Source organism: Pseudomonas sp. SR18, from assembly GCF_023701505.1.
Lineage (GTDB): Bacteria > Pseudomonadota > Gammaproteobacteria > Pseudomonadales > Pseudomonadaceae > Aquipseudomonas > Aquipseudomonas cyclaminis.
In genome coordinates this window covers 647,045-665,614 of sequence record NZ_JAMQAU010000001.1, presented here as the reverse complement: position 1 = coordinate 665,614, position 18,570 = coordinate 647,045, and the positions used below count along the sequence as shown (strand labels likewise).

Annotated in this window: 19 protein-coding genes; all 19 read left to right on the top strand. The window is 61.4% G+C overall.

What is annotated here, in order from left to right; translation table 11 throughout:
• The first annotated feature begins 3 nt into the window (after positions 1–3).
• A complete protein-coding gene (gene flhB, locus NDJ82_RS03090) occupies positions 4–1,140 on the top strand; it encodes a flagellar biosynthesis protein FlhB (RefSeq protein WP_099584134.1) in 1,137 nt (378 codons plus the stop codon).
• Between the two features lie 123 nt (positions 1,141–1,263).
• Entirely contained in the window at positions 1,264–1,464 is a 201-nt protein-coding gene (locus NDJ82_RS03085; protein ID WP_191959175.1) for a cold-shock protein, read from the top strand.
• Positions 1,465–1,508: 44 nt separating this feature from the next.
• Positions 1,509–1,712: a cold-shock protein gene (locus NDJ82_RS03080; protein ID WP_191959176.1), complete on the top strand. Its 204-nt coding sequence runs from the start codon at positions 1,509–1,511 to the stop codon at positions 1,710–1,712.
• A 258-nt stretch (positions 1,713–1,970) separates the two neighbouring features.
• Complete coding sequence (gene flhA, locus NDJ82_RS03075; protein ID WP_178117141.1) at positions 1,971–4,085, top strand: flagellar biosynthesis protein FlhA; 2,115 nt, start codon at positions 1,971–1,973, stop codon at positions 4,083–4,085.
• 12 nt (positions 4,086–4,097) lie between these two features.
• Positions 4,098–5,414 (top strand): flagellar biosynthesis GTPase FlhF, encoded by a 1,317-nt coding sequence (flhF, locus tag NDJ82_RS03070; protein WP_099584137.1) that lies wholly within the window; start codon positions 4,098–4,100, stop codon positions 5,412–5,414.
• A gap of 106 nt (positions 5,415–5,520) precedes the next feature.
• Positions 5,521–6,354, top strand: a complete 834-nt coding sequence (gene fleN, locus NDJ82_RS03065; protein ID WP_003192912.1) for a flagellar synthesis regulator FleN — start codon at positions 5,521–5,523, stop codon at positions 6,352–6,354.
• Positions 6,351–7,091: an RNA polymerase sigma factor FliA gene (gene fliA, locus NDJ82_RS03060; RefSeq protein WP_015885174.1), complete on the top strand. Its 741-nt coding sequence runs from the start codon at positions 6,351–6,353 to the stop codon at positions 7,089–7,091. The genes fleN and fliA overlap by 4 nt, the downstream gene beginning before the upstream one ends.
• 170 nt (positions 7,092–7,261) lie before the next feature.
• Complete coding sequence (locus NDJ82_RS03055; RefSeq protein WP_160385018.1) at positions 7,262–7,636, top strand: chemotaxis response regulator CheY; 375 nt, start codon at positions 7,262–7,264, stop codon at positions 7,634–7,636.
• 18 nt (positions 7,637–7,654) lie between these two features.
• On the top strand, positions 7,655–8,443 hold the full coding sequence (locus NDJ82_RS03050; protein ID WP_099584138.1) for a protein phosphatase CheZ: 789 nt from the start codon (positions 7,655–7,657) through the stop codon (positions 8,441–8,443).
• An 11-nt stretch (positions 8,444–8,454) separates the two neighbouring features.
• On the top strand, positions 8,455–10,656 hold the full coding sequence (locus NDJ82_RS03045; protein ID WP_250924915.1) for a chemotaxis protein CheA: 2,202 nt from the start codon (positions 8,455–8,457) through the stop codon (positions 10,654–10,656).
• Positions 10,657–10,704: 48 nt separating this feature from the next.
• Positions 10,705–11,844, top strand: coding sequence for a protein-glutamate methylesterase/protein-glutamine glutaminase (locus NDJ82_RS03040; RefSeq protein ID WP_112196365.1), 1,140 nt, complete (start codon positions 10,705–10,707; stop codon positions 11,842–11,844).
• Positions 11,844–12,584 carry a flagellar motor protein gene (locus NDJ82_RS03035; RefSeq protein ID WP_099584141.1) on the top strand — a complete coding sequence of 247 codons (741 nt, stop codon included), beginning with the start codon at positions 11,844–11,846 and terminating at the stop codon, positions 12,582–12,584. Before NDJ82_RS03040 ends, NDJ82_RS03035 begins: the two co-directional genes overlap by 1 nt.
• Positions 12,585–12,615: 31 nt before the next feature.
• Positions 12,616–13,503 carry a flagellar motor protein MotD gene (motD, locus tag NDJ82_RS03030; protein ID WP_099584142.1) on the top strand — a complete coding sequence of 296 codons (888 nt, stop codon included), beginning with the start codon at positions 12,616–12,618 and terminating at the stop codon, positions 13,501–13,503.
• A 50-nt stretch (positions 13,504–13,553) separates the two neighbouring features.
• Entirely contained in the window at positions 13,554–14,342 is a 789-nt protein-coding gene (locus tag NDJ82_RS03025; protein WP_090399980.1) for a ParA family protein, read from the top strand.
• A complete protein-coding gene (locus tag NDJ82_RS03020) occupies positions 14,342–15,142 on the top strand; it encodes a CheW domain-containing protein (RefSeq protein WP_099584143.1) in 801 nt (266 codons plus the stop codon). Before NDJ82_RS03025 ends, NDJ82_RS03020 begins: the two co-directional genes overlap by 1 nt.
• 80 nt (positions 15,143–15,222) lie before the next feature.
• Positions 15,223–15,705: a chemotaxis protein CheW gene (locus tag NDJ82_RS03015; protein ID WP_099584165.1), complete on the top strand. Its 483-nt coding sequence runs from the start codon at positions 15,223–15,225 to the stop codon at positions 15,703–15,705.
• A complete protein-coding gene (locus NDJ82_RS03010; protein ID WP_099584144.1) occupies positions 15,706–16,098 on the top strand; it encodes a DUF2802 domain-containing protein in 393 nt (130 codons plus the stop codon).
• A 188-nt stretch (positions 16,099–16,286) separates the two neighbouring features.
• The gene (locus NDJ82_RS03005; protein WP_244643504.1) at positions 16,287–18,032 is read left to right on the top strand and encodes a ShlB/FhaC/HecB family hemolysin secretion/activation protein; all 1,746 of its coding nucleotides are present in this window, start codon (positions 16,287–16,289) and stop codon (positions 18,030–18,032) included.
• An 11-nt stretch (positions 18,033–18,043) separates the two neighbouring features.
• Positions 18,044–18,565, top strand: a complete 522-nt coding sequence (locus NDJ82_RS03000) for a toxin-activating lysine-acyltransferase (RefSeq protein ID WP_099584145.1) — start codon at positions 18,044–18,046, stop codon at positions 18,563–18,565.
• Positions 18,566–18,570 lie beyond the last annotated feature (5 nt).

Below are 18,570 nucleotides of genomic sequence, written 5' to 3'. Positions count from 1 at the left end.
GCCATGGCCGAGAGCGAGAGTGGTCAGGACAAAACAGAAGACCCCACGGAGAAACGTAAAAAGGACTCCAGGGAAAAGGGCGAGATTGCGCGCTCCAAAGAACTCAATACCGTCGCCACCATGATGGCCGGTGCCGGCGCCCTGCTGATCTACGGCGGTGGCCTGGCGCTGGATCTGCTGGAGTTGATGAAGCACAACTTCACCTTGCCCCGCGAAGTGTTGCTCAATCCTGATGCCATGGGGCAATACCTGCTGCACTCGGGCAAGATCGCGATCCTGGCGGTGCAGCCGATCCTGATCACTTTGCTGCTGGCTGCGTTGATCGGCCCGGTCGCCCTCGGTGGTTGGCTGTTCGCCGCGGGCAGCATGGCGCCCAAATTCAGTCGCATGAACCCGGCGGCGGGCCTCAAACGCATGTTCTCCGCCAAGGCCCTGGTGGAGCTGCTCAAGGCCCTGGCCAAGTTCATCCTGATTCTCTTTGTAGCGCTGATGGTATTGTCGTCCGACATCGACGACCTGCTGCGCATCGCCCATGAACCGCTGGAGTCGGCGATCATCCACAGCGTGCAGGTGGTCGGCTGGAGCGCGCTGTGGATGGCCGCCGGGCTGATCATCATTGCGGCCGTGGATGCGCCGATCCAGCTGTGGGAAAGCCACAAGAAACTGCTGATGACCAAGCAGGAAGTGCGCGACGAACACAAGGACCAGGAAGGCCGGCCCGAGGTCAAGCAACGCATCCGCCAACTGCAGCGGGAAATGTCCCAGCGCAAGATGATGGGCGCGGTGCCCGACGCCGATGTGGTCATCACCAACCCGACGCACTACGCCGTGGCCCTCAAGTACGACCCGGAGAAGGGCGGCGCGCCGATGCTGCTGGCCAAGGGCAGCGACTTCACGGCCTTGAAAATCCGCGAAATCGCCGTCGCCAACGACATCCTGTTGCTCGAATCCCCGGAACTGGCGCGGTCGATCTTCTACTCCACCGACCTCGACCAGGAAATCCCGGCCGGGTTGTACCTGGCGGTGGCCCAAGTACTGGCGTATGTCTATCAGATTCGCCAGTACCGCGCAGGGAAGGGCAAACGCCCGGATCCGCTCAAAGACCTGCCGATCCCTCCGGAATTGCGGCGCGATTCCTGATTTCTTCGACTACCACTGATCGCCAATCTCCGTCTACCTGTCAACTTTGACAGTAGCCAGTATCACCTTCTCGCTGTTTTATAGCCTTCAGGCACTGCGCAATAAGATGCAGGAAGTGAGGTGATGCAGTTGTTTACAGGCAGAGTCAAATTTTATGACCCGCAGACCGATAGAGGCTCTATTGCGCCGGATGGTGGTGGGGATGAGGTGCCAGTAGATCTGCTCAGCTCGGATGGGCGCAGGCTTTCGCAGGGCCAGAAAGTGTCGTTTCGGATGATTCATCGGCCCGATGGCATCTATGCATGCGACATCAAACTGATCTGACGAAACCGGTGCAGGTCCTTAATTGAAGTGTACGGAGAACGGCGATGGCGACGGGTACGGTGAAGTGGTTCAACGCGGAGAAGGGCTTTGGTTTTATTACCCCGGATGATGGGAGTGCGGATGTTTTTGCCCATTACTCGGCAATTAGGACGGATGGATACAAAAGCCTGAATGAAGGCCAAAAAGTGGAATATGAGACAGCACAAGGACCAAAAGGTCTGCAAGCCGAGAATATAAAACCTATTTAAAGGCTCAAAGGTGGGAGGGGGCTTGCCCCCGATTGCAGTGTTTCAGGCCAGGAGCCGGTGGCTGATACACCGCCATCGGGGGCAAGCCCCCTCCCACATTTGGATTTCTTGCATCCGCAGTATCTCGGGCGACCGTGGCGATCCACACCCTCAAAGGCAAAGTTGGAAGGCTTCTTGCAATACCGCCTTCAGGACGCCTCCCGGCGTCAAAAGTTTGCTTCAAGGAAACGAGGAATACCGGTGGTGGATCGCTCTCAAATGCTCGGCACGGCCCGTACGACCCTGACTGACCTCTCGCGAGGCAATCTGGGTGTGCCGTTGTTGTTGCTGGTGATGCTGGCAATGATGATGTTGCCGATGCCACCGTTCCTGCTGGACGTGTTCTTCACTTTCAACATTGCCCTCTCCGTCGTGGTCCTGCTGGTCTGCGTGTACGCCTTGCGGCCGCTGGATTTTGCGGTGTTCCCGACCATCCTGCTGGTGGCAACCCTGCTGCGACTGGCGCTGAACGTGGCCTCCACCCGCGTGGTGATGCTCCACGGCCAGGACGGCCACGCCGCCGCCGGTAAGGTGATCCAGGCGTTCGGTGAGGTGGTGATCGGCGGTAACTATGTGGTCGGTATCGTGGTCTTCGCGATCTTGATGATCATCAACTTCGTGGTGGTGACCAAGGGCGCCGGGCGGATCTCCGAGGTGAGCGCGCGCTTTACCCTCGACGCCATGCCCGGCAAGCAGATGGCCATCGACGCCGACCTCAACGCCGGCCTGATCGACCAGAACCAGGCCAAGAGTCGCCGCCTGGAAGTGGCCCAGGAGGCCGAGTTCTATGGTTCCATGGACGGTGCCAGCAAATTCGTGCGTGGTGACGCCATCGCCGGCCTGTTGATTCTGTTCATCAACCTGATTGGCGGTATCGCCGTCGGTATCTTCCAGCACGGCATGACCTTCGGCGATGCGGGCAAGGTGTACGCCTTGCTGACCATCGGTGACGGTTTAGTGGCGCAATTGCCATCACTGTTGTTATCTACAGCTGCGGCCATCATGGTGACCCGTGCGTCGGGCTCCGAAGACATGGGCAAGCAGATCAGCCGGCAGATGTTTGCCTCGCCGAAGGCCCTGGCCGTGGCGGCGGGCATCATGGCGATCATGGGCATCGTGCCGGGCATGCCCCACGTCTCGTTCCTCAGCATGGCGGCCCTGGCCGGCGGTGGCGCGTACCTGTTCTGGAAGAAGCAGAACCAGGTCAAAGTGATTGCCCAACAGGAAATCGCGCGCCAGCAGGAACTGTTGCCATCCCCGGCCCGCGCCCAGGAAACCAAGGAGTTGGGCTGGGACGACGTGACCCCGATCGACATGATCGGCCTGGAAGTCGGCTACCGTCTGATTCCGCTGGTGGACCGCAACCAGGGCGGCCAATTGCTCGCGCGGATCAAGGGGGTGCGCAAGAAGTTGTCGCAGGACCTGGGCTTCCTGATGCCCACTGTGCACATCCGCGACAACCTCGACCTGGCCCCGAGCGCCTACCGCCTGACCCTGATGGGCGTGATCCTGGCCGAAGCCGAGATCTACCCGGACCGCGAGTTGGCGATCAACCCCGGCCAGGTGTTCGGCAGCCTCAACGGCATTACCGCCAAAGATCCGGCTTTTGGCCTGGAAGCGGTGTGGATCGAAATCAGCCAGCGCAGCCAGGCGCAATCCCTGGGCTACACCGTGGTCGACGCCAGCACCGTGGTTGCGACCCACCTCAACCAGATTTTGTACAAGCACTCCCACGAGCTGATCGGCCACGAGGAAGTCCAGCAATTGATGGGTTTGCTGGGCAAAGCCTCGCCAAAACTGGCAGAAGAGCTGGTGCCGGGTGTGCTGTCGCTGTCGCAATTGCTCAAGGTGCTGCAGGCGTTGCTGGCCGAACAGGTGCCGGTACGCGACATTCGCAGCATTGCCGAGGCCATCGCCAACAACGCCGCCAAGAGTCAAGATACTGCCGCGCTGGTGGCTGCGGTGCGTGTCGGATTGTCCCGCGCAATCGTGCAAAGCATTGTAGGGCTTGACTCCGAGCTGCCTGTGATCACCTTGGAACCAAGGTTGGAACAAATATTGCTCAATAGTATTCAGAAGGCAGGACAAGGCCAGGAAGAGGGCGTTCTGCTGGAGCCAAGCATGGCTGAAAAGCTGCAGCGCTCGTTGATCGACGCCGCGCAGCGCCAGGAAATGCAGGGCCAACCCGTGATTCTGCTGGTGGCAGGCCCGGTCCGCGCGATGTTGTCGCGTTTTGGACGCCTGGCAGTACCGAATTTGCACGTTTTGGCTTATCAGGAAATTCCTGACAACAAGCAAGTGACTATCGTCGCGACAGTAGGGCCCAACGGCTGAGGGTAGTGGGTTATGCAAGTGAAGCGTTTTTTCGCCGCCGATATGCGTCAGGCCATGAAACTGGTCCGTGATGAGCTGGGCGCCGACGCCGCGATTATCGGCAACCGTCGTATTGCCGGTGGTGTCGAGCTGACGGCTGCCCTGGATTACACCCCCTCGGCACTGGCGCCCCGTGTGCCGAACATGGAGCTCGAAGACGAGCTGCGCAAGACCGCCTCGCGCATCGTCTCGGCCCAGGCTGAACTGAGCATGCGTGGCGACAGCGATACCACCACCAACCGCCAGTTGTTCGCCGGCCTGCCGCTGACCGCTGCCGAGCCGCTGGTTGAGCCGACCTTCGTCGAGCCGCCGCGTCCTGCCGCGCCAGCCCCGGCCGCGGCTGTCGACCAGCGTGTGTTCGACTCGATGCGTTTTGAACTCAACGGCCTGCGCGAACTGCTCGAAGTGCAGCTCGGCTCGCTGGCCTGGACGCAACTGCAAGGCAGCAAACCGCAACAGGCCAACCTGTGGCGCCGCCTGCAACGCATCGGCTTGTCCGGCCCGTTGTCCCGCGACCTGCTGGCCCTGACCACCGAAATCGAAGAACCACGCCAGGCCTGGCGCATGTTGCTGGCCCACTTGGCGCGGATGATCACTACCCCGGAAATCGAACCCCTGGAAGAGGGCGGTATCATTGCCATGGTCGGCCCTGCCGGCATGGGCAAGACCACCACCCTGGCCAAGCTGGCAGCGCGTTATGTGCTCAAGTACGGCGCGAACAACATCGCGCTGGTGAGCATGGACAGCTACCGCATCGGCGCCCAGGAGCAACTCAAGACGCTGGGCCGCATCCTCAATGTGCCGGTGACCCACGTCGACCCGGGCCAATCCCTGGCCAACGCCCTCGACCCGCTGCTGCGCAAGCGCGTGGTGCTGATCGACACCGCTGGCCTGCAAGCCAGCGACCCGGCGTTGCGCATGCAGCTGGAAAGCCTGGCCGGGCGTGGCATCAAGTCGAAAAATTACCTGGTGCTTGCAACCACCAGCCAGAAACAGGTTCTTACCGCTGCGTACCATAGCTACAAGCGCTGCGGCCTGGCCGGTTGCATCCTGACCAAACTGGATGAAACCGCCAGCCTGGGCGAAGTGTTGAGCCTGGCTATCAGCCATGAACTACCGGTTGCCTACCTGACCGACGGGCCGCGGATCCCGGATGATCTGCATCTGCCGCGCCGTCATCAGTTGGTCAGCCGCGCCGTCAGCGTGCAAATGCAAGAAGAGCCTAGCGAGGAAGCGATGGCCGATATGTTCGCCGACCTCTACCACAACCCGGCAAAACGGGTCGGTTGAAGTCAGGATGAACACCGTGAAATGTACCTACATCGATGGTCTGCAAGCGATTCACGCGGCCAAGCCATGTAGCCTGCGTCTAAGCAAGACAAGGTAAAGAAATAAAATGGGCAGCATGCATCCCGTACAGGTGATCGCGGTGACCGGCGGCAAAGGTGGCGTCGGGAAAACTAACGTGTCAGTGAATTTGTCCCTGGCCCTGGCAGAGCTTGGCCGTCGCGTCATGCTGCTGGACGCTGACCTGGGGTTGGCGAACGTCGACGTTCTGCTGGGACTGACGCCCAAACATACCCTTGCCGATGTGATCGAAGGGCGCTGCGAGCTGCGCGATGTGCTGCTCCAGGGCCCCGGTGGGATCCGCATCGTGCCGGCCGCCTCCGGCACCCAGAGCATGGTGCACCTGAGCCCGGCGCAACATGCCGGCCTGATCCAGGCATTCAGTGATATCGGCGACAACCTCGACGTGCTGGTGATCGACACCGCCGCCGGGATCGGCGAGTCCGTGGTCAGCTTCGTGCGCGCCGCGCAGGAAGTGTTGCTGGTGGTCTGCGATGAACCCACCTCGATCACCGACGCCTACGCCCTGATCAAACTGCTTAACCGTGACTACGGCATGAACCGCTTCCGCGTCCTGGCCAACATGGCCCAGAGCCCGCAGGAAGGGCGCAACCTGTTCGCCAAGTTGACCAAGGTCACGGATCGCTTTCTCGATGTCGCCTTACAATACGTCGGCGCAGTTCCCTACGACGAGTGTGTGCGCAAGGCTGTGCAAAAGCAGCGTGCAGTCTACGAAGCGTTCCCTCGTTCCAAATGCGCACTGGCGTTCAAGGCTATTGCCCAGAAGGTCGATACCTGGCCGTTGCCCGCCAACCCACGGGGGCATCTGGAGTTTTTCGTCGAGCGATTGGTACATCAGACGAGCGCAGGACCGGTGCTATGACAGCGAACGGCTACAACGCCTACAAGAAGTCTGCCCGTGACAGTCAGGGTGAGTTGATTGAGCGCTATGCGCCGCTGGTCAAGCGTATCGCCTATCACCTGTTGGCACGCCTGCCTGCCAGCGTGCAGGTCGAAGACCTGATCCAGGCCGGCATGATCGGCTTGCTCGAAGTGTCGACCAAGTACGACGCCAGCAAAGGCGCGAGTTTCGAGACGTATGCGGGCATCCGCATCCGTGGCGCGATGCTCGATGAGGTGCGTAAAGGCGATTGGGCACCGCGTTCGGTGCACCGCAATACGCGCATGGTCAGTGACGCAATTCGTGCAATTGAAGCAAAAACCGGCCGCGACGCTAAAGATCACGAAGTTGCGGCCGAACTCCAATTGAGTCTCGACGATTACTACGGGATTTTGAACGATACCTTGGGCAGCCGCCTGTTCAGTTTCGACGACCTGTTGCAGGACGGCGAACACGAAGGGTTGCACGAGGACGGCGCGAGCGCGCACATGGAGCCGTCACGTGACCTGGAGGATGAACGCTTCCAGGGCGCATTGGCGGACGCCATTGCCAACTTGCCCGAGCGCGAGCGGTTAGTGTTGGCGCTGTACTACGACGAAGAGCTGAACCTCAAGGAAATCGGTGAGGTCCTGGGGGTCAGCGAATCGCGTGTCAGCCAGTTGCACAGCCAATGCGCAGCCCGCTTGCGGGGGCGTTTGGGAGAGTGGCGAGCGCGCTGACAGGCAGTGTGGGGAGCACTGCAAAGCGATACCGCGATGGTGATAGGCCATCGCGGGTTCGATCCGTGGTGCCCCCGGCAGTCCTTTTTGTGTAATGCCTGTTGATTGAAATGGCGCGTCCAGGTGCTGGGCGCGTTTAAGACTGCTTGGAGGTCGAATTGGACAAGAACATGAAAATCCTCATCGTTGATGACTTCTCAACGATGCGGCGGATCATAAAAAACCTGTTGCGTGACCTTGGGTTCACAAACACGGTCGAGGCGGATGACGGCCTTACGGCGATTCCGATCCTCAACAGCGGGAGCATCGACTTTCTGGTAACGGACTGGAACATGCCGGGCATGACGGGCATCGACTTGTTGCGCCACGTGCGCGCCGACGAAAAATTGCGCAGTCTTCCCGTGTTGATGGTAACCGCCGAAGCCAAGCGTGAGCAGATCATCGAAGCCGCCCAAGCCGGGGTCAACGGTTACGTGGTCAAGCCATTCACTGCACAGGCCTTGAAAGAGAAGATCGAAAAGATCTTTGAACGCATCCACGGCTAATGCCATCGCGGGGGAGCTATGGAGCATAACGAATCGTCACAGGGAGACTTCGAGTCCACCCTGAAAAAGCATGCTCACCAGTTGGTCGACAGCCTTGAAAAAGGCCATTTCGGCGACGCGGTGCAGTTGATCCATGAGCTCAACCAGACCCGTGACCGCGGCCTGTACCAGGAAGTGGGCAAGCTCACACGCGAGCTGCACAGTGCGATCGTCAATTTTCAGATTGACCCGCACATGCCCCAGGCCGAAGAAATCTCGCAGATCACTGATGCCACCGAACGCCTGTCCTACGTGGTCAGGCTGACCGAGGCCGCGGCCAACCGCACCATGGACCTGGTGGAAAACGCCACGCCTCTGGTCAATGGCATGGCCACTGAAGCCCAGGCGCTTAGCGTTGACTGGGGCCGCTTCATGCGTCGTGAAGTGGGGGCTGAAGAGTTTCGTGAGTTAGCCCGTCGGGTTGACGGTTTCCTGTCGCGCAGCGAACAGGAAAACCGCACGGTCGCCAGCAACCTCAATGACATCCTGCTGGCCCAGGATTACCAGGACCTCACCGGTCAGGTGATCAAGCGCGTGACCCAGTTGGTCACCGAAGTGGAAAGCAATCTGCTCAAATTGGTGCTCATGGCTGGCCAGGTAGACCGTTTTGCCGGCATCGAACATGACCGCGAAGCGATCCTCTCTGAAAAAGATCCACAAAAACATCTCGCCAAGGGTGAAGGTCCGCAGATTCATGCCGATAAACGTGAAGACGTTGTGTCAGGTCAGGATGACGTAGATGACCTGTTATCCAGTTTAGGCTTCTAAGGAGCACCCACATGAGCTTCGGCGCCGATGAAGAGATCCTTCAGGATTTCCTTGTAGAGGCCGGCGAAATTTTAGAGCAACTGTCCGAACAACTGGTCGAGCTGGAAAGCCGACCGGATGATGCGAACCTGCTCAATGCAATTTTTCGCGGTTTTCATACTGTAAAAGGGGGCGCCGGCTTCCTCCAGCTCCATGAGCTGGTGGAGTGCTGCCACATCGCCGAGAACGTGTTCGACATCCTGCGCAAGGGTGAGCGTCACGTTGATTCGGAGTTGATGGACGTGATTCTCGAAGCACTGGATGCGGTCAACGGCATGTTCAGCGAAGTTCGCGAACGTGCCCCGATCACCGCGGCCACCCCGGAACTGCTGGCCGCCCTGGCGCGCTATGCAGAGCCGGCCGACACCACGGCAGCGCCGGTGGTCGAGGCTGAGCCTGAGCCGGTGGCGGAGCCTGAAGCGGACGTGACCGACAGTGAGTTCGAGCAGTTGCTCAACTCCCTCAGTGCCGTCAAGGCCGAGGCCGAAGCGCCGGCCGCCGTTGCCCCGGCAGCGGCGCCGACCAGCGAAGACATCACCGACGCCGAGTTCGAATCGCTGCTCGACCAGTTGCACGGCAAGGGCCAGTTCGCCGCCGATGCGGTGGCGCCTGTCGCGGCTGTCGAAGCACCTGCGGCCCCGGCCAGCACCGACATCACCGATGACGAATTCGAAGCCTTGCTGGACCAGTTGCACGGCAAAGGCACGTTTGCGGTCGACGCCCTGCCGGAAGTGGCGGCAGCGCCTGCCGCGGCCGCCAGTGCCAAGCCTGCGGACGATGGGTTGATCTCCGACCACGAATTCGAAGCGCTGCTGGACGATTTGCACGGCAAGGGCAAGTTTACCGAAGTCGCCTCGACGGCGGCTGTGGCCACGGCGGCACCGCTTGCCGCCAAGGCCGCCGCGCCTGCACCTGCCCCTGTGGCAGCGGCCAAGCCAGCCGCCCCGGCGCCAGCACCTGCGCGTGCTGCGGCGCCACCGCCGCCGGAAAAACCGGCCAGTGAAGCCGAAACCACCGTGCGGGTTGATACCGCGCGCCTGGACGACATCATGAACATGGTCGGCGAGCTGGTGCTGGTGCGTAACCGCCTGGTGCGCCTGGGCCTGAGCAGTGGTGATGAAGCCATGCAAAAGGCCGTGTCGAACCTCGACGTGGTGACCGCTGACCTGCAAACCGCGGTGATGAAGACCCGGATGCAGCCGATCAAGAAAGTCTTCGGCCGCTTCCCGCGCCTGGTTCGTGACCTGGCGCGCCAACTGAAGAAAGAGATCAACCTGGAACTGGTGGGTGAAGAAACCGACCTCGACAAAAACCTTGTCGAGGCCCTGGCCGACCCGCTGGTCCACTTGGTGCGCAACGCTGTCGACCACGGCGTCGAAACGCCGGAAGAACGCGAAGCCTCGGGCAAGTCCCGTGGCGGCAAGGTGATTCTGGCGGCGGAGCAGGAAGGCGACCACATCCTGCTGTCGATCACCGATGACGGCAAGGGCATGGACCCGGCGATCTTGCGCAATATCGCGGTCAAGCGTGGCGTGATGGACAAGGACGCCGCCGACCGCCTGACCGACACCGAGTGCTACAACCTGATCTTCGCCCCAGGCTTCTCGACCAAAACCGAGATTTCCGACGTGTCGGGCCGTGGCGTGGGCATGGACGTGGTGAAGACCAAGATCAGCCAGCTCAATGGTTCGATCAACATCTACTCGACCAAGGGCCAGGGCTCCAAGATCGTGATCAAGGTGCCGTTGACCTTGGCGATCATGCCGACCCTGATGGTGATGCTGGGCAACCAGGCGTTCGCCTTCCCGCTGGTCAACGTCAACGAAATCTTCCACCTCGACCTGTCGCGCACCAACGTGGTGGACGGCCAGGAAGTGGTGATCGTGCGCGACAAGGCGTTGCCGCTGTTCTACCTCAAGCGCTGGCTGGTTGCATCGGCTGCCCATGAAGAACAGCGCGAAGGCCATGTGGTGATTCTCTCGGTGGGCACCCAGCGGATCGGCTTTGTCGTCGACCAACTGGTTGGCCAGGAAGAAGTGGTCATCAAGCCTTTGGGCAAAATGCTGCAGGGGACCCCGGGCATGTCGGGTGCGACCATCACCGGTGACGGTCGGATCGCGCTGATTCTCGATGTTCCGAGCATGCTCAAGCGTTACGCCGCACGGCGTATTTGATTCTGGTGGGGCAGGGCGGTAATGCCCGCCCCACCTAACGGAGTGTTTATGGCAGTCAAGGTCCTGGTGGTGGACGATTCGGGTTTCTTCCGCCGCCGCGTCTCGGAAATTCTTTCCGCCGATCCAAGCATCCAGGTGGTCGGTACGGCCACCAATGGCAAAGAGGCGATTGATCAAGCCATTGCGCTGAAGCCGGACGTGATCACCATGGACTACGAGATGCCGATGATGGATGGCATCACGGCAGTCCGGCACATCATGCAACGCTGCCCGACCCCGGTATTGATGTTCTCCTCGCTGACCCATGAAGGCGCCCGAGTGACCCTCGATGCGCTGGATGCCGGTGCGGTGGACTTCCTGCCGAAGAATTTCGAAGACATCTCGCGCAACCCCGAGAAGGTCAAGCAAATGCTGTGCGAGAAAGTCCACAGCATTTCCCGCAGTAACCGTCGCAGCCTGTTCAGCGCGCCTGCGCCAGCGCCTGCCCCGGTAGCGCCTGCGGCTGCACCTACCAGTTCCTCGTTCAGTCGCCCGGCGCCTGCACCGGTTGCCCGGCCCGCGCCGCCGCCGGTACGCACCTCGGCACCGACGGCTGGGCATTCCCATTCGCCAGCGCCCAAGCGCAAGGCCTACAAACTCGTTGCCATCGGTACGTCTACCGGCGGCCCAGTGGCCTTGCAGCGCGTACTGACCCAATTGCCGGCCAACTTCCCGGCGCCGATCGTGTTGATCCAGCACATGCCGGCGGCGTTTACCAAAGCCTTTGCCGAGCGTCTGGACAAGCTGTGCCGCATCAGCGTCAAGGAAGCCGAGGATGGCGACATCCTGCGTCCGGGCCTGGCGTTGCTGGCCCCGGGCGGCAAGCAGATGATGGTCGACGGCCGTGGCGCAATCAAAATCCTGCCGGGTGACGAGCGCCTCAACTACAAGCCGTGCGTGGACATTACCTTCGGTTCGGCAGCCAAGTCCTACGGCGACAAAGTTCTGGCGGTAGTGCTTACCGGCATGGGCGCCGACGGCCGTGAAGGCGCGCGTCTGCTCAAGCAGGGCGGCAGCGCGATCTGGGCCCAGGACGAAGCCAGCTGCGTGATCTATGGCATGCCGATGGCCATCGTCAAGGCTGACCTGGCCGACGCCGTGTACAGCCTGGACGACATCGGCAAGCATCTGGTGGAGGCCTGCCTCTGATGGATGTGTTGAGCCTGATCGGCATCACCATGGCGTTTGTCGCCATTATCGGCGGCAACTACCTCGAAGGTGGTCACCTCGGCGCGCTGGCCAACGGCCCGGCGGCGCTGATCGTGATCGGCGGCACTGTGGGCGCTGCGTTGTTGCAGTCACCGATGAGTTCGTTCAAGCGTGCGATGCAGATCGTGGTCTGGATTATTTTCCCGCCACGTGTCGACTTGGCCGGTGGCATCGACCGGGTGGTCAACTGGAGCCTCACCGCACGCAAGGAAGGCCTGCTGGGCCTGGAAGGCGTGGCGGATGCCGAACCCGACAGCTACTCGCGCAAAGGCCTGCAATTGCTGGTCGACGGCGCCGAGCCGGAAGCGATCCGCAGCATCCTTGAAGTGGATTTCTACACCCAGGAAAGCCGCGACATCAACGCCGCCAAAGTCTTTGAAAGCATGGGCGGCTACGCGCCGACCATCGGCATCATCGGCGCAGTCATGGGCCTGATCCACGTGATGGGCAACCTGGCCGATCCTTCCCAATTGGGCAGCGGTATTGCGGTGGCGTTCGTCGCGACTATCTATGGTGTGGCCAGTGCCAACCTGGTGCTGCTGCCGGTGGCGAGCAAGCTCAAGTCGATTGCCATGCGCCAATCCCGTTACCGCGAGATGTTGCTCGAAGGCATCCTGTCGATTGCCGAGGGCGAGAACCCGCGCTCCATCGAATTGAAGCTCCAGGGCTTCATGGATTGATGGGGATGCTTTCTGTAGAGGTGAGCTGCCAATGAGCCGTCGCCGTCGCGAGCCTGAAGAACACGTCAACCACGAACGCTGGCTGGTGTCCTATGCGGACTTCATCACCTTGCTGTTCGCGTTCTTCGTGGTGATGTATTCCATCTCGTCGATCAACGAAGGCAAGTACAAGGTCATTTCCCAGGCGTTGATCGGCGTGTTCAACGATGCCGACCGCTCGCTCAAGCCGATCCCGATTGGCGAAGAGCGGCCCAAGAGCGTGACCCCGGCCAAGCCGCTGGTCAACGACAGCGACGAAACCGCTGCCGGCGTGGGCGGTACCAGCGACCCGCTGAAAAGCATTGCCGATGACATCAGCGCCGCGTTCGGCGACCTGATCAGCTCCAACCAGATGACCGTGCGCGGCAATGAGTTGTGGGTGGAGATCGAGCTCAATTCCAGCCTGTTGTTCGCCAGCGCCGATGCGTTGCCCAGCGATCAGGCGTTCACCATCATCGACAAGGTGGCGGCGATCCTCAAACCGTTTGAAAACCCGGTCCACGTCGAAGGCTTTACCGACAACGTGCCGATCAGCACCGCGCAGTACCCGACCAACTGGGAGCTGTCCTCGGCCCGTGCCGCCAGCATCGTACGTATGCTCGCGATGCAGGGCGTGAACCCCGGACGCCTGGCGTCGGTCGGCTATGGCGAGTTCCAGCCGGTGGCCAATAACGCCACGCTCGAAGGCCGTGCGCGCAACCGTCGGGTGGTGTTGGTCGTTTCACGCAACCTGGATGTGCGCCGCAGCCTGACCGGCACCGGCACTGCCAATGCAACACCGGACGCGGCCTTGAAGCGTGCTGGCACACAAACTGCACCGGCCCCTGCAAAGCCGCCGGTTCGGCAGAGTGCCGTCAATTCTCCGTCACCGGCTCAATAACCTATGCAATGTCTCGGTCGCGCGTGTGTCCACCGGGAGGAATCATCCGAATGAGAGTCTGGGCAGTTGCCAATCAAAAAGGTGGGGTCGGCAAGACCACCACCTCCATCGCTTTAGCCGGCTTGCTGGCCGAGGCGGGCAAGCGTGTGGTCGTGGTCGACCTCGACCCCCATGGCTCGATGACCAGCTATTTCGGTTACGACCCGGACGCGCTGGAGCACAGCAACTACGATCTGTTCCTGCACAAGGGCAATGTGCCGAGCGACTTGCCCGGCCAATTGCTGCTGCCGACCAGTAACGAGAGCATTTCCCTGCTGCCGTCCAGCACCGCGTTGGCCACCCTTGAGCGCCAATCGCCGGGGCAGAGCGGCCTCGGCCTGGTGATCGCCAAGACCCTGGCGCAACTGTGGCAGGACTTCGATTACGCGATCATCGACAGCCCGCCGTTGCTCGGTGTGCTGATGGTCAACGCCTTGGCGGCCAGCCAGCAACTGGTGATCCCGGTGCAGACCGAGCACCTGGCGGTTAAGGGCCTGGAACGCATGGTCAGCACCCTGGCAATGATCAACCGCTCGCGCAAGCAGGCGCTGCCGTACAGCATCGTGCCGACCTTGTTCGACCGCCGGACCCAGGCGTCGCTGGGCACCTTGCGCGTATTGCGTGACGCCTACCCGGAGACCATCTGGAACGGCTACATCCCCGTGGACACGCGCCTGCGTGACGCCAGCCGTGCCGGGCTGACGCCGTCGCAGTTCGACGGCAAGAGCCGTGGGGTGCTGGCCTACCGCGCATTGCTCAAGCACCTGCTGTCCCAGCAGCTTGTCGCGCAGGTGGCCTGATGAATCGTCCTGTCCAACTCAAGACCCGGCCGCAACTGGCACTGGAATCCTACCTGGATGCCTTGCTGCAGGAAGCGACCGGGGAAGAACTGCCGGAACCGATCCTGGTGCTGGAGCCTGCGGTAGAAGAACCGTCGGCGAGTATTCTGGATGAGTTCCAGTTGGCCGTATTGGAAGAGCAGGCGCGTGACGCGTATACCGCGCCGGTGATCGTGCCGGTCGCCGTGCCGGTGGCCATGCCTGTCGCGCCGGTGGTGGTCGAACCGGTTGTGGAAGTGCATATGCCACCGAGCATTACGCCGCCACCCGTAAGCGGCGATGATCGTCCGGCCTGGGCGGCCGAGCCGTTCGAGTGTCTGCTGTTCGACGTCGCCGGGTTGACCCTCGCGGTGCCGCTGGTGTGCCTGGGTTCAATCTATTCCCTGGAAGGCCAGGAATTGACCCCGCTGTTCGGGCAACCGGAGTGGTTCCTCGGGATCCTGCCGAGCCAGGCCGGTAACCTCAAGGTCCTGGACACCGCACGCTGGGTGATGCCCGACCGCTACCGCGATGACTTCCGCCAGGGTTTGCAATATGTAATCTCGGTGCAGGGCTACGAATGGGGGCTGGCCGTGCATCAAGTCAGCCGCTCGTTGCGCCTGGACCCGAACGAAATCAAATGGCGCAGTCACCGGGGCCAGCGGCCTTGGCTGGCCGGCACCGTGATCGAACACATGTGCGCGTTGCTCGACGTCGCCGAACTGGCCGAGTTGATCGCCAGCGGTGCCGTCAAGTCGATGCCCGTAAACATACGCAGTTGATTGAACAATAAGGGCCGCGCGCGAGTGCGGCCAACGAAGCACACACGCCGTACGCAACGGCATTTGAAGGGGTCATGAGTATGAGCAGTAATCCAAGTAAGAGCACTACAGACGATCCGATCCTGCAATGGGTTACCTTCAAGCTGGACAACGAAACCTACGGCATTAACGTGATGCGCGTGCAGGAAGTGCTGCGCTACACCGAGATCGCCCCGGTTCCAGGTGCGCCAAGCTACGTGCTGGGCATCATCAACCTGCGCGGCAACGTGGTGACGGTAATCGACACCCGCCAGCGTTTCGGTCTCGATGCGACCGAGATCAGCGACAACACGCGTATCGTCATCATCGAAGCCGACAAGCAAGTGGTCGGGATCATGGTCGACAGCGTCGCCGAAGTGGTTTACCTGCGCCAATCGGAAGTGGAAACCGCGCCGAACGTGGGTAACGAGGAATCGGCCAAGTTCATCCAGGGCGTGTGCAACAAGAACAACGAACTGCTGATTCTGGTTGAGCTGGACAAGATGATGAGCGAAGAAGAGTGGTCGGATCTGGAGAACATCTGATTGTTTTTTGAAGCCTTGGTGATTGTCCTGGCCCTGCTGTGGGCCGGGACGCTGGCGTTTTTGCTGCGCTACGTGCGTCAGCAGCGCGAATTGGCGATGCAGCAGGCCGAGCGCGATGCAGTGCGTGACCGGCGCATCCTGGAATTGGTCAGACGGGTTGATCACTTCCAGCAAAGTGCGGTGAAGGTGGGGGATGAGGTGCATGAACTGCGCGCCATCCTCGCGCCGTTGCCGGACAAGCTGGCGCAGATCGAACAGCGCGACCCGGCGAGCCTGTCGTTTGCCCAGGCGGCGAAGCTGGTGGGCATGGGCGCGACGGTGGATGAGCTGACCCAGTCCTGCGGCTTGACCCAGGCGGAAGCGCAATTGATGAGTAAATTGCACAAAAGCTGAGGATGGGTTCACGCCTGCCAATACCGCTCTGACCATTGAGTTAGAGCGTTGCAGTGTGAAAGTTGGGGCAGCCGGGAATGGCTGCTTTTGCGAAATGTGTCACAGTGCCATCTTTTATCAGGGCACTTTTGTGTCGTTGTGGTGACAAAGCCTGCGCATGTAGGAAGTTTCACTCACAAGGATGCGAAATGTCTGTCGTCGCTGTACCTAGAACAAAACCATCAGTGTTGCTGCAGTCCTGCATTTCCACCTGTACTGCGGTTGGTTTGCTGGTCAGCGTGGCTGCGTCGGCGGCCGAGCCGCAGGCACCGGCCCAGCAATTGATCCAGCAGCAACAGCGCGAGCGTGCACAACGCGAGCAGTTGGAGCCGTCGCCCGACGTGCGCCTGCAAGCGCCTCAAGATACCGATGCCAGCCTGCGCCTGCCGCGCGATGAAGCGCCGTGCTTCAAGATCGACCGCGTGGTCCTCAGCGGCGACCAGGCCGAAGATTTCCAGTGGGCCCTGCGTGCCGCCAACCCGTCCGATGATCCCGTGCAGGGCCGTTGCGTCGGCGCGCGCGGGATCAACCTGACCATGAAGCGCATCCAGAATGCGATCATCGCCAAAGGCTTTATCACCACCCGCGTGCTGGCCCAGGCCCAGGACTTGAACCAGGGCACCCTGTCGCTGGTGGTGGTGCCCGGCCGGATCAAACACATCCGGTTTGCCGCCGGCACCTCCGCCCGCGCCCACTACTGGAATGCGATGCCCGCGTCCGATGGCGATGTGCTGAACCTGCGCGACATCGAACAGGCGCTGGAAAATTTCAAGCGCGTGCCCACTGCCGAAGCCGACGTGCAGATCACCCCCGCTGAAGGCGCCGATGCGCAGCCGGGCGAAAGCGATGTGGTGATCGCCTGGAAGCAGGCCGTGCCGGTACGGGTCAGCCTGTCGGTGGACGACTCCGGCAGCAAGCAGACCGGCAAGTACCAGGGCAACGTCGCGCTGTCACTGGACAACGTGGCGACTCTCAACGACCTGTTCTATATCAGCTTCAACCATGACCTGGGCGGCGGTGAAAGCGGCGACCGTGGGTCCAAGGGCCACACCATTCACTATTCGGTGCCCTACGACTATTGGCAGTTGAGCCTGACGTCCAGCGAGTACGACTACCACCAGACTATCGCCGGGGTGAACCAGGCGTATTCCTACAGCGGCCGCAGCCGGACCAATGAGGTGCAACTGTCGCGGGTGATCTATCGCGATGCGGTGCGCAAGACCACCGTGTCCTTCGGCGGTTGGAGCCGTACGTCCAGCAACTACATCGAAGACACCGAAATCGAATTTCAGCGCCGGCGCATGGCCGGTTGGCAGGCGGGGATCAATCACCGTGAGTTCATCGGTGCGAACACCCTCGACCTCGGCGTCGGCTATCGCCGTGGCACTGGTGCACGAGATGCCTTGCGCGCGCCCGAGGAAGAAAACGGCGAAGGCACGTCGCGCTCGCAGATCATTTCCGCCAACGCACAATTGCAGGTGCCGTTCAGCGTCGGCCAGCAGAAGCTGCGTTACATCGGCGGCTGGCGCGGGCAATGGAACCGCACGCCGCTGATCCCCCAGGACCGCTTTTCGATCGGCGGGCGCTACACCGTGCGTGGGTTTGATGGCGAGCAGATTCTGTCTGCCGAACGCGGCTGGACCTTCAGCAATGACCTCGGCCTGAGCCTGGGCAACACCGGCCAGGAACTCTATGTGGGCGTGGATTACGGTCAGGTTGGCGGGCATTCCACCGAGTACCTGCTGGGTCGCCGCCTGGCCGGTGCAGTGGTGGGCCTGCGCGGCGGCTACAAGCAGTTTTCCTATGACATCTATACCGGCAAACCCCTGGAAAAACCCAAGGGTTTCCAGACCGCCGACGTGACCAGTGGCTTCAGCGCCAACTGGTCATTTTGAAGGAGGCCAGCATGTCCGACGACACCCTCGAAGTGCTCGCGCCCACGGCGCCTGACAGCCCCATCGACGAAGCCCAGGTGCTGGGTTCGGCGGTGTGGTTGTGGATGCACTCGGCGGCGCATCGCGATGCGCCGTTGCACAGCCTGTCGACCCTGTTGTTGCCGGCGATCAAGCTCCGCCAGTTCATCCTGATCAGCGAAGCGGGGCGCCCGGTGTTTTTCCTGTCGTGGCTCAACCTCAGTGCCGAGGCCGAGGCGCGTTATCTGCGCGAGCCGGCCGTTTGCCTGCCCGCCGCAGACTGGGACAGCGGCGACCGCCTGTGGATCAACGACTGGGTCGCGCCGTTCGGGCATACGCGACGGGTCAGCGGCCTGTTGCGACGGCGGCTGTGGCCTGGACGGATCTTCCGTTCGCTGTACCACCGAGGCGATGAGCGCGGACTGCGCGTCATGAATTTCCAGGGGATCGCCGTCCTGGACCTGGAGGCGCAAGCCTGGTTTGCCACTCACCCGTTACCCAGTGACGCGCTCTGATCAGC

What these genes read in the sequence shown, in the direction of transcription:
- NDJ82_RS03015 (WP_099584165.1), top strand. Translation starts at nt 15,223, where the DNA reads ATGAGCAGTAATCCAAGTAAGAGCACTACAGACGATCCGATCCTGCAA.
- fleN (WP_003192912.1), top strand. Translation starts at nt 5,521, where the DNA reads ATGGGCAGCATGCATCCCGTACAGGTGATCGCGGTGACCGGCGGCAAA.
- NDJ82_RS03040 (WP_112196365.1), top strand. Translation starts at nt 10,705, where the DNA reads ATGGCAGTCAAGGTCCTGGTGGTGGACGATTCGGGTTTCTTCCGCCGC.
- NDJ82_RS03080 (WP_191959176.1), top strand. Translation starts at nt 1,509, where the DNA reads ATGGCGACGGGTACGGTGAAGTGGTTCAACGCGGAGAAGGGCTTTGGT.
- NDJ82_RS03045 (WP_250924915.1), top strand. Translation starts at nt 8,455, where the DNA reads ATGAGCTTCGGCGCCGATGAAGAGATCCTTCAGGATTTCCTTGTAGAG.
- NDJ82_RS03035 (WP_099584141.1), top strand. Translation starts at nt 11,844, where the DNA reads ATGGATGTGTTGAGCCTGATCGGCATCACCATGGCGTTTGTCGCCATT.
- NDJ82_RS03085 (WP_191959175.1), top strand. Translation starts at nt 1,264, where the DNA reads ATGCAGTTGTTTACAGGCAGAGTCAAATTTTATGACCCGCAGACCGAT.
- NDJ82_RS03050 (WP_099584138.1), top strand. Translation starts at nt 7,655, where the DNA reads ATGGAGCATAACGAATCGTCACAGGGAGACTTCGAGTCCACCCTGAAA.
- NDJ82_RS03025 (WP_090399980.1), top strand. Translation starts at nt 13,554, where the DNA reads ATGAGAGTCTGGGCAGTTGCCAATCAAAAAGGTGGGGTCGGCAAGACC.
- flhA (WP_178117141.1), top strand. Translation starts at nt 1,971, where the DNA reads ATGCTCGGCACGGCCCGTACGACCCTGACTGACCTCTCGCGAGGCAAT.
- flhF (WP_099584137.1), top strand. Translation starts at nt 4,098, where the DNA reads ATGCAAGTGAAGCGTTTTTTCGCCGCCGATATGCGTCAGGCCATGAAA.
- NDJ82_RS03020 (WP_099584143.1), top strand. Translation starts at nt 14,342, where the DNA reads ATGAATCGTCCTGTCCAACTCAAGACCCGGCCGCAACTGGCACTGGAA.
- motD (WP_099584142.1), top strand. Translation starts at nt 12,616, where the DNA reads ATGAGCCGTCGCCGTCGCGAGCCTGAAGAACACGTCAACCACGAACGC.
- NDJ82_RS03005 (WP_244643504.1), top strand. Translation starts at nt 16,287, where the DNA reads ATGTCTGTCGTCGCTGTACCTAGAACAAAACCATCAGTGTTGCTGCAG.
- fliA (WP_015885174.1), top strand. Translation starts at nt 6,351, where the DNA reads ATGACAGCGAACGGCTACAACGCCTACAAGAAGTCTGCCCGTGACAGT.
- NDJ82_RS03000 (WP_099584145.1), top strand. Translation starts at nt 18,044, where the DNA reads ATGTCCGACGACACCCTCGAAGTGCTCGCGCCCACGGCGCCTGACAGC.
- flhB (WP_099584134.1), top strand. Translation starts at nt 4, where the DNA reads ATGGCCGAGAGCGAGAGTGGTCAGGACAAAACAGAAGACCCCACGGAG.
- NDJ82_RS03055 (WP_160385018.1), top strand. Translation starts at nt 7,262, where the DNA reads ATGAAAATCCTCATCGTTGATGACTTCTCAACGATGCGGCGGATCATA.